At 64.6% G+C, this 8,363-nt stretch carries 12 protein-coding genes; 7 read left to right on the top strand and 5 right to left on the bottom strand.

The features are described 5' to 3' along the window. Window positions 1–194: 194 nt before the first annotated feature. Genes IEX61_RS01400 through IEX61_RS01390 form a run of 3 tightly spaced genes read left to right on the top strand, consistent with a single transcriptional unit; the run spans window position 195 to window position 1,604 of the window. The gene (locus IEX61_RS01400) at window positions 195–1,034 is read left to right on the top strand and encodes a deoxyribonuclease IV (RefSeq protein WP_188816597.1); all 840 of its coding nucleotides are present in this window, start codon (window positions 195–197) and stop codon (window positions 1,032–1,034) included. A 7-nt stretch (window positions 1,035–1,041) separates the two neighbouring features. Continuing rightward, window positions 1,042–1,332 (top strand): YlaH-like family protein, encoded by a 291-nt coding sequence (locus tag IEX61_RS01395; RefSeq protein ID WP_188816596.1) that lies wholly within the window; start codon window positions 1,042–1,044, stop codon window positions 1,330–1,332. Further along, a complete protein-coding gene (locus IEX61_RS01390; protein WP_054670364.1) occupies window positions 1,329–1,604 on the top strand; it encodes a hypothetical protein in 276 nt (91 codons plus the stop codon). Before IEX61_RS01395 ends, IEX61_RS01390 begins: the two co-directional genes overlap by 4 nt. Window positions 1,605–1,657: 53 nt before the next feature. Here the strand turns inward: IEX61_RS01390 and IEX61_RS01385 are convergent, their stop codons facing one another. Both IEX61_RS01385 and IEX61_RS01380 read right to left on the bottom strand, forming a co-directional pair. Then, window positions 1,658–1,858: a YlaI family protein gene (locus IEX61_RS01385; RefSeq protein WP_054670361.1), complete on the bottom strand. Its 201-nt coding sequence runs from the start codon at window positions 1,856–1,858 to the stop codon at window positions 1,658–1,660. A 77-nt stretch (window positions 1,859–1,935) separates the two neighbouring features. Continuing rightward, window positions 1,936–2,295 carry a DUF5665 domain-containing protein gene (locus IEX61_RS01380; RefSeq protein ID WP_054670358.1) on the bottom strand — a complete coding sequence of 120 codons (360 nt, stop codon included), beginning with the start codon at window positions 2,293–2,295 and terminating at the stop codon, window positions 1,936–1,938. A 103-nt stretch (window positions 2,296–2,398) separates the two neighbouring features. Between IEX61_RS01380 and IEX61_RS01375 the strand changes: the two genes are divergently transcribed. Together IEX61_RS01375 and IEX61_RS01370 are read left to right on the top strand one after the other, a co-directional pair. Beyond that, complete coding sequence (locus IEX61_RS01375) at window positions 2,399–3,463, top strand: LCP family protein (protein ID WP_054670354.1); 1,065 nt, start codon at window positions 2,399–2,401, stop codon at window positions 3,461–3,463. An 87-nt stretch (window positions 3,464–3,550) separates the two neighbouring features. Further along, a complete protein-coding gene (locus IEX61_RS01370; protein ID WP_188816595.1) occupies window positions 3,551–4,003 on the top strand; it encodes a pyridoxamine 5'-phosphate oxidase family protein in 453 nt (150 codons plus the stop codon). 58 nt (window positions 4,004–4,061) lie between these two features. On the opposite strand, the gene IEX61_RS01365 is transcribed toward IEX61_RS01370, so the two are convergent. Then, the gene (locus IEX61_RS01365; protein WP_054670351.1) at window positions 4,062–4,634 is read right to left on the bottom strand and encodes a YhcN/YlaJ family sporulation lipoprotein; all 573 of its coding nucleotides are present in this window, start codon (window positions 4,632–4,634) and stop codon (window positions 4,062–4,064) included. A gap of 203 nt (window positions 4,635–4,837) precedes the next feature. On the opposite strand from IEX61_RS01365, the gene IEX61_RS01360 reads away from it, so the two are divergent. Next, complete coding sequence (locus IEX61_RS01360) at window positions 4,838–6,169, top strand: PhoH family protein (RefSeq protein WP_188816594.1); 1,332 nt, start codon at window positions 4,838–4,840, stop codon at window positions 6,167–6,169. 12 nt (window positions 6,170–6,181) lie between these two features. Here IEX61_RS01360 and IEX61_RS01355 read toward each other — a convergent pair whose 3' ends face one another. Beyond that, window positions 6,182–6,958, bottom strand: a complete 777-nt coding sequence (locus IEX61_RS01355; RefSeq protein ID WP_054670345.1) for a class I SAM-dependent methyltransferase — start codon at window positions 6,956–6,958, stop codon at window positions 6,182–6,184. Further along, entirely contained in the window at window positions 6,955–7,599 is a 645-nt protein-coding gene (locus IEX61_RS01350; protein ID WP_188816593.1) for a hypothetical protein, read from the bottom strand. The genes IEX61_RS01355 and IEX61_RS01350 overlap by 4 nt, the downstream gene beginning before the upstream one ends. A 129-nt stretch (window positions 7,600–7,728) precedes the next feature. Here IEX61_RS01350 and IEX61_RS01345 point away from each other — a divergent pair, with 129 nt between their 5' ends. After that, entirely contained in the window at window positions 7,729–8,361 is a 633-nt protein-coding gene (locus tag IEX61_RS01345) for an MBL fold metallo-hydrolase (protein ID WP_188816592.1), read from the top strand. Window positions 8,362–8,363: the final 2 nt, after the last annotated feature.

Below are 8,363 nucleotides of genomic sequence, written 5' to 3'. Positions count from 1 at the left end.
AAACTGAAGATGGCCTGATGCAGATCAGGCCGAGATACAGGCACAGCGAAAAAAGCTCATTTCGGTTTTCTCTTGTCGGATGGCTGTCGAACACGCTACATTAATAGAAGATGTGCAACAAAGCGGTGCCGTCTTGCACCGAACGAGGGCCCAAACGGGTCCGAAACCGAAGGAACGGCAGTTGAGGTGAGGACGTGAAGATCGGGTGCCATGTCAGCGTCGCCAAGGGCTTTGCCCAAGCGGCAAAAAACGCGCGAGCCCTGGGGGCAGACGCCTTTCAAATCTTTACGAAAAATCCGCGCGGGCTGCGCAGCAAGAAGATTGACCCGCGCGATGCAGAGGAGGGCGTGGCGTACTGCCGCGAGCACGGCATGGTGCTCGTCGCCCATACGCCCTATGTGACCAACCTGTCGACGCCGGACGACGAATTGTGGCAGGTCACCGTGCGCTCCATCGCCGAAGACCTGCGCATTGCCGAGGCGTATGGCGCCGTTGGGGCCGTCGTGCACTGTGGCAAGCATGTCGGCCGGGGCGAAGCCTTCGGCCTGCGGCGAATGGTGGAGGCGATTGACGCCATCTTCGAGCTTTACAACGGCCCGACCAAGCTGCTCTTGGAGAACACGGCGGGGCAAGGATCGGAGTTGGGGCAGACCTTCGAGACGCTTTTGGAGGTGCGCGCGGCCACGCGGCATCCCGAGCGCGTCGGCTTTTGTTTCGACACGTGCCATGCCTTTGCCGCGGGGCTCTGGAATGGGGACACGGTGGACGAGCTGGTGCGGGCCATGGAGGAGACCGGCTACCTCGACCACGTGGTCGTCCTCCACGTCAACGACAGCAAGGCGCCCTTTGGCAGCCGCAAGGACCGGCACGAAAAAATTGGCCGGGGAGAAATCGGCGCCGACGCGCTGAAACGGCTATTGCTTGCCGATCCCCTCGCCCATTTGCCGGCGGTGTTGGAGACGCCGGTGGAGGACGAACGGGAATACGCCGAAGAGATCGCGCTGTTGCGCGCGTGGCTCGCGGAAAAGGAGTGAACGTGCGGTGGGAAGCGCGGCGTGGGAGGCCGCTGTGGCGTTTGTGCGCGATCACGCCTACGCGGTCATCTTCGTGTTGACCGTCATCCTCTACAACCTGGGCTTTGCGCGCAAACTGCCGCTCCTCAAGACGGCGATCGTGTACCTCTTGCTGGCGATCGGCTGCGTGCCGCTGACGGTTCTGTATGCCCTCGGGTTGCCCATCGTCCCCGCTCTTCTGGTGGGCGTGGCCCTGCTTGTGGTCGTGCAGATCCGGCGGCGCGCGGCGGCGCGGCGCAAACGGGAGGAGACCACATGAACCGCGTGGACGCCCTCTTCAACTGGTTGCAGAGCAAAGTGTTGGCCGACGCCCGGCCCCACGACCGCGCTGCGGCCGAGACGCGAGAGTTTTTTGAAGACCTGTTGCGCCGGGACCACGGCGTCGAACGGCTGGAGGTTGCCGTCGACGCGACGATGTACACGGTGCGCTTCGTCGCCGGTGGCAAGACGGGGCTGCAGATGTTTGACCGCGACGCGGTGGAACAGCTCCTGCGCGACGTGACGGAACGGGAAAAGCCGCCCAACGCCTAAACCCGTCCCGGTCGACGGGCCCTTTTCCGGCTGGCGCGCGGTCTTTCAAGCCGTCAGCTCCGCTCTTGCCCGCGGGGGGTTGATTTCGATCCCCCTTGGGATTGGCGGCGACGGGCCAGCGTTTTTTGGGCAATGCGGTCGTGACAGGCGGGGCAGAGGTATGGGGTGAGGGGACGGTGGCGAATCCGCTTGGCCAGCAAGCTGTTGTCGTCGATCTCCTCCACGCGCTCGCACAAGAAACACGTGACGCGCATCCGCGGTCGCTCCTTTCATGCCGCGAATTCTTGGCCGCGCGCATACGGCGCCGACCCCAGTATACCACGCAGGCCGGCTAGCGAGAAAAGGGCGCATGATCCTGGGCGCGGTAGTACTCGACCCACTCGAGGATGTGGGCCACTTTTTCCCCGACGAGGGGCACGTTGACGAATTGGCTGAGCAGATAGCCGGCAACGCCGATGACGATGGCGGTGCCCACGGTTAGGCCCAGTCCGCGGGAAAGCCCGCCTAGAAAATGCAGCCAAAAAATGCGCCGCGGCCGCGTATAGTTGAGCAGCACTTCGCCGAGCCGAACGCGTTCGGCCGCGAGCGCCAAGCGCTCCAGGCGGTTGTCCAGGGCTTCTACTGCCTCGAGCCGATCCGCAAGGGCATTGAGGGCGTTGAGCAGTTCGCGGACATCGTCGGCGCGTTGCACAAAACCCCCCTCCTTTGCGTGAGGATACGGGTTTCCTCGGGTGCGGACATCCCGGTTGCGAGGGAAACGGCGTGCGGAGATCGGCAATCGGAGGTGAAGGCGTATGGCGGTGGCCGCTCAGCCCGTCCAGGCGACGTCACGCCGAAAGCGGCGCCGGAAATGGCCAAAGATGCTCCTCTCGTTCGTCCTTATGGTCATCCTTTCCATCGGAGCCTATGCCGGGTACTTGTATTGGAAAGTGGAACATACGCTCCAAAAGATGACGCGCCCGTCTCATCCGGGGACGTCCGTGGATCGCGTGCCGCTGGACGACAGCATCACCGAAAAGCCCTTTGCCGTGTTGGTGCTGGGGAAGGATACCCGCGCCGAGACGGGATCGCTCAACACGGATGTCATCATCGTCGGCGTGGTCAATCCGAAGCTGCGCAAGGTGACGCTCGTGTCGATTCCGCGAGACACCAAAGTGAAAATTCCGGGCCTGCGCGCGCCACACAAAGCCAACTACGCCTTCGCCTACGGCGAATGGAAGAAGGAACGGGACCTGCAGCGTGGCAAAGTGCCCGAAGTGGACGGCCCGACGGTAGCCAAGGAAACCTTCGGCCGGCTCCTGGACATCCCGATCGACTATTATGTGCTGATCGACTTTGAGGGTTTCGTGAAAACCGTTGATGCCCTCGGCGGGATTGACATCGAGGTGGAGCGCGACCTTGTTTACCACGACCCGACAGACGGGACGCGCATCAACCTGAAGAAGGGGTTTCAGCACCTCGACGGCGAGGAGACGCTCGGTTACGTTCGCCATCGCCTGGACGACCGCGGGTGGCGGTACTACTCCAATGACTTCGAGCGCAACGAACGCCAGCAGAAGGTGTTGCGCGCGCTGGCGGAGAAGGCCCAATCGATGGGTGTGTTGACGGCCCTCGGCGAGCTTCTCGATGTGGCGGGCGAACACATCCGCACCGACCTGACGCCGTCGCAGATGAAGGCGCTGGCATGGACCTTCCGCAGCGTGAAGGACGAGGATATCCTCAGCCTCACCCTGGACGGTTTGTATTGGGACCCCGGATCCGGCTTCACCATCATTCCGCGCGACACCCTTGATCGCGTCAGCCATATCCTCCAGGCCGAATTGGCCGGGAACCGGGTGACGGCGGCGCAAAAGCCGTGAGGACAGGGGACACCGTTGCCCTGTGGACAGCGGCGGGGCCAACTGTGGTAAACTAAAGGAAACCGCACACGGGAGGAGGGGGCGCGCATGACCGAACCGCTTTCGACGACGTTGACACCGGAGCTCGTGGCGCTGCTCGCCAAGGAGCGGCTCGTGCTCTTGGCGACGGTGGACGAAACGGGCGCGCCAAACGTCAGCGCCATCTCGTGGGTGCATGCGCCGGATGAGCGCCGCGTGCGCTTTGCCGTGGCCAACCGCTCGCGGATCGTCGAGAACGTGCGAAAGAACAGCCGGGTGGCCCTTGCCGTGTTTGCCCAGGAGTCGATCCTGTCCATCTCCGGCGAGGCGCGCATTGTGCAAGAGACGATGGACGGGGTGCCGCTCAAGCTGGCGCTGGTGGAGGTGGCCGTTTCCGAGGTTCGCGACGTCATGTTCTACGGGGCGAAGATCGCCGTCGAGCCCCGGTACGAGAAGACGTACAACCCGCAGGCGGCGGCCAAATTGGACCAGCAGGTGCTGGAGGCGATGAAAAAAGCCTAGTCGGCGCAATGGCCGACTGGGCTTTTTGCGTTTGCCCACAGTGCGCTTGTGTTGGGCATCAGCGACCGGGCTGTTTCGGTTCCGGGGTTTGGTTGATCCGTTCCTGCGTATCGCGATCCGCCGGCCGTTCGCGCCGCTCCGCTTCCCGTGTCGGCTGGGGAATGATTCGGCCGACGATGTCGGCCAACTCCTCGGCAACGCCGCCGATGGGCCGCCCCTGACGGATGTCGGCCGCCATCTCGCGCAGCCGCTGCACGATGTCCGGATCGGCCGTCACAATGGCGTTGGTCCCTTGGGGGTCTTCTCGCAGCGCTTCGGCCACGGCATATTTAATGGTGCCCACCCGGGAGCGGTCCAGCGTGGCGTTCACGTCGATCCCCACGACGGCATACTTGCCGGCCACCACGGCGGTGGCGTCCTGAACGCCGGGTACCTTCACCGCCAGGCGCACCAGCCGTTCGGCCGTGGCCTGCGCGCTTTGGTTTTTCGGCGCTGCCGGCTGCGTTTGGCGCACGCGGACGTCTTCGTTGGGCGCTTGGGGCGGGGCCGCTTCGTTGGCGGGCGGTTCGTTGGCCGGACGGCAACCGGCGAGGGCGGCGACCAACAGGGCAATGACGAGCAGGTTTCGCATCGAGGATCGTCCTTTCCAGCGGAGTCCTTTCTGGTTGTTAGTATGGGTCAAAGGGGATTCGAACATGTATCGGGAAATGCCGCACGAAAACGCCGGGGGAACCAATCCAAGCCGGATCGATCGGCATATGCTGTATGAGAAAGTGGATGGGGATAGGGTTGACCACTTGTGTTGACCATTTGTTTCAGTAGGGGGCGAGAGGATTGAAAATCTACGTGCTCGATACCAGCGTCCTGCTGCACGATCCGCGGGCCATCTTCGCGTTTGAAGAGAACGAGGTGGTGATTCCGGCTGTCGTGTTGGAGGAAGTGGACGCCAAAAAGCGGCTCATGGACGAGCTCGGCCGCAACGCGCGAACGGTGTCCCGCCTCATCGACAGCCTGCGCGCCCGCGGTCCGTTGCACAGCGGCGTGCCCCTCGAAACCGGCGGGCGGTTGCGCGTCGAACTGAACCACCGGTCCTTTGGCAAGCTGCAGGACATTTTCTTGGAGGTGACGAACGACAACCGCATCTTGTCCGTCGCCCTCAACCTCCAGGAAGAGGCAGCCAAGCACGATCCGGCGCGCCCGGTCATTCTGGTCAGCAAGGACGCCTTGGTCCGGGTGAAGGCGGATGCGCTGGGCTTGCGCGCGGAAGATTACCGTTCAGACCGGGCGGTTCACCCCGACGCCTTGTACGCCGGGTATGCCACGGTGCACGTGGAACCGGACGTGATCGACGTTCTGTACCAGCACGGCAAGGTGCCCATCGCGCATCTCGCCGCATCGAGCACGGAGATGTACCCCAATCAGTTCCTCATCCTTCGCGACCTTACCGGCGGCTCCGCATCGGCCGTGGTGCGCGTTTCCGCCGATTGCGATTGGGCGCGGCTGCTGCCTTCCATCCAGGAGCCGGTATGGGGGATCCGGCCCCGCAACGTGCAGCAACGGATGGCCCTTTCCCTGCTGCTCGACGACGAGGTTCCCTTGGTCACCCTGACCGGAAAAGCCGGCACCGGAAAGACGTTGCTTGCACTGGCCGCCGCCTTGCACAAGGTGGAGGAAGAGCGGCGCTACCAGCGGCTCCTCGTCGCCCGCCCCGTCGTGCCGCTTGGCCGGGACATCGGGTATTTGCCGGGGGAAAAAGAGGAAAAACTGCGCCCGTGGATGCAACCGATTTACGATAATTTGGAATATTTGTTCAACACAAAACAGCGCCGCGACCTGGATCGCATCCTGGACGGGATGGGCAGCATCCAGGTGGAGGCGCTGACGTACATTCGCGGGCGCAACATCGCCAACCAGTTCATCCTCATCGATGAAGCGCAGAACCTCACGCGCCACGAGGTGAAGACCATCCTGACGCGGGTGGGGGAGGGGAGCAAGATCGTGCTGATGGGGGACCCCCAGCAGATCGACCACCCCTACCTCGACGCCTACAGCAACGGCCTCACCCATGTCGTCGAACGGTTCAAGGCGCAGCCCATCAGCGGGCACATCCGTTTCGAAAAGGGCGAGCGTTCCACGCTGGCCCAATTGGCGGCCGATTTGCTGTGACGCAGTCGACCGTCAAAACGGCCAGATGACGCCGTCTTTCGTTGGCGTGCCGGGCACAAGACCAAGGGCGTCCAGCTCCGCTTCCCACGGGTAGGGGGGGGCCGACGGGAGGTCAAGGGACGGCGGTGCCGCCCGATCGGCGCGCAGGAACACCTGGTGCCGGTTTGACGCCGTCAGCGTCGTTGCCGGGTCGGGCCGCTCGCCGCGCGCGAGGAGGGCCAGCCAGCCCAGCACCTCATGCCAAGCGGGTGTGGGATAGGACAACACGCGAACGTACCGGCCCATCTCCTCGGCCAACGCGGACCCCGTGGCCTCGGGATCGCCAACCACGTAGACGAGGGGCACGCCGGACCCGAACAGGGCTGGCCCCCAGCGGGCGTAGGGTGGCACCCACGACACGAACAGGCCGTCCGCTTCTTGCCCCCAGCGAGACGCCAGTTCGGTGACGTCGCCCTGCACAAAAGTGATGCGCGGGTGATCCCCATACAGCGCCCGGGCCGCATCCAGGGCCGCCGTGGAGGCATCGAGGGCGATGACCCGGCACCCTTCTTGTGCCAGCAGGTAGCTCATGAGACCCAGGCCGCACCCCACGTCGACGACGAGGGGATCGGGGCGACCGCTGACGTGTTGGGCGAGCTGTACGAACAGGGCGACCTCCCGCCTGCGCGGCACGTACCAGAAGCGGCGGCGCGAGGGGTGCACAAAGGCCCCCAGCGTCAACCAACGGGCATGGCAAGCGGTAAGGGCATCGCCCTGGGGTTTCCAGATCTCGTCGCGCACGTATTTCATCCCCGCCCCTCCTCCGAAGGGGGGATGACGCGGCGGATCACCGAAAAGCCGTAGCGCTCCAAATAGCGCAGGTAGGCGGCCAGGTCGTCCGCCATCTCGCGGGCCCACACCGCCACGGTGTCGACCTCTGCCTGACGGAGCCACTCTTCCGTCGGCAGATCGTCTTCGCTCAGGGGGCGTCCGGCGCTGAGGCGCCCGCGGTCAACGAGCAGGGCATACCCCCGGCAGGGGACGCAAGCGGCCGCCGCCAGGACGGGGATGAGGCGACGGGCCAAGGCGATGCGCGATGCGTCATCGCCGAAGGGCCCGGGCCACGCGAAAACGGGAAAGGTGTGCTGCGCGAGCAAAGCCGAAGCCCCGTCCACGCCTTCCTCCGCCGGGACGTCGACGATGAGGAGGCGAGAGGGCGACGGATCCCAGTCCGGCAGGCGATCGCGCATGCCGACCGGGGCAACGGCCGGCGTAGCGGCGTCCTTGAACGGGTTGCCGGGTGGGCCTTGCGCCTCGCCGTCGAGGCGCGCCAGCAGGTCCGGCAGTGCCGCACCGATGTAGGGGCTATAGGGGCCGGCGGCGAAGGCATAGCGCTGGTAGAGGGCGTACCAGGTGGGCAATGCAACGGCGATGTCGACTAGCGGGTTCATCCGATCGGCTCCTTTGCTGCCACAAGGGGCGTTTGGGTTGAATGGCCTCCTCGTTAGTGTAAAATAAGAGCAGCGCGCGGACAATGCCGAAAAAGACGCCGGAAGGTTCAAAAAAGGAGGCCGTGGGACGTGGAAATCCTGACGTTTGTCCTCGGGCCGCTGCAGACCAACTGCTACGTGCTCGTGAACGAGCGCGAGCGGCGCGCCATCGTGGTGGATGCCGGCATGTATCCCGACGAGCTCATCGCCGCCGTGAAGCCCTACACGGTGGAGGCTATCCTCCTAACCCATGCCCACTTTGATCACATGGGCGGCCTCGAGGAGGTGCGCGAAGCGACGGGCGCCCCCGTCTACATCCACCCCGCTGAGCAGACGTGGCTGAGCGACCCGCTGAAAAACGGATCCGGCCTGTGGCCGATGTTCGGGGAGATGACCGCCCGACCGGCGGAACGGGAGCTGGAGGACGGCGAGACCCTCCACTTGGCCGGCATGACCCTGACCGTCCTGCACACGCCGGGCCACTCGCCGGGCAGCTGTTCCTTTTTGGTCGACGGCCACCTCTTCGGCGGCGACACGTTGTTTGCGCAGTCCATTGGCCGCACCGACCTCCCCGGCGGCGATTACGCGACGCTGATGGCTAGCCTTCAGGACAAGATCCTCGCCCTTCCCGACGAGACCGTCGTATGGCCCGGGCACGGCCCGCGCACGACGGTTGGCGCGGAAAAGGACACGAATCCCTTTGTGACGGGCATCTTGCGCTGAGC

Origin of the sequence: Calditerricola satsumensis, from assembly GCF_014646935.1 — a bacterium.
Classification (GTDB): domain Bacteria; phylum Bacillota; class Bacilli; order Calditerricolales; family Calditerricolaceae; genus Calditerricola; species Calditerricola satsumensis.
Note: the sequence above shows the minus strand (reverse complement) of the source record. Positions and strands in the feature narration are given on the sequence as shown.

Excerpts from the sequence above, each read along its gene's own strand:
- IEX61_RS01390 (WP_054670364.1), top strand. The coding sequence starts at position 1,329 with ATGAACCGCGTGGACGCCCTCTTCAACTGGTTGCAGAGCAAAGTGTTG.
- IEX61_RS01385 (WP_054670361.1), bottom strand. The coding sequence starts at position 1,858 with ATGCGCGTCACGTGTTTCTTGTGCGAGCGCGTGGAGGAGATCGACGAC.
- IEX61_RS01375 (WP_054670354.1), top strand. The coding sequence starts at position 2,399 with ATGGCGGTGGCCGCTCAGCCCGTCCAGGCGACGTCACGCCGAAAGCGG.
- IEX61_RS01370 (WP_188816595.1), top strand. The coding sequence starts at position 3,551 with ATGACCGAACCGCTTTCGACGACGTTGACACCGGAGCTCGTGGCGCTG.
- IEX61_RS01365 (WP_054670351.1), bottom strand. The coding sequence starts at position 4,634 with ATGCGAAACCTGCTCGTCATTGCCCTGTTGGTCGCCGCCCTCGCCGGT.
- IEX61_RS01355 (WP_054670345.1), bottom strand. The coding sequence starts at position 6,958 with ATGAAATACGTGCGCGACGAGATCTGGAAACCCCAGGGCGATGCCCTT.
- IEX61_RS01350 (WP_188816593.1), bottom strand. The coding sequence starts at position 7,599 with ATGAACCCGCTAGTCGACATCGCCGTTGCATTGCCCACCTGGTACGCC.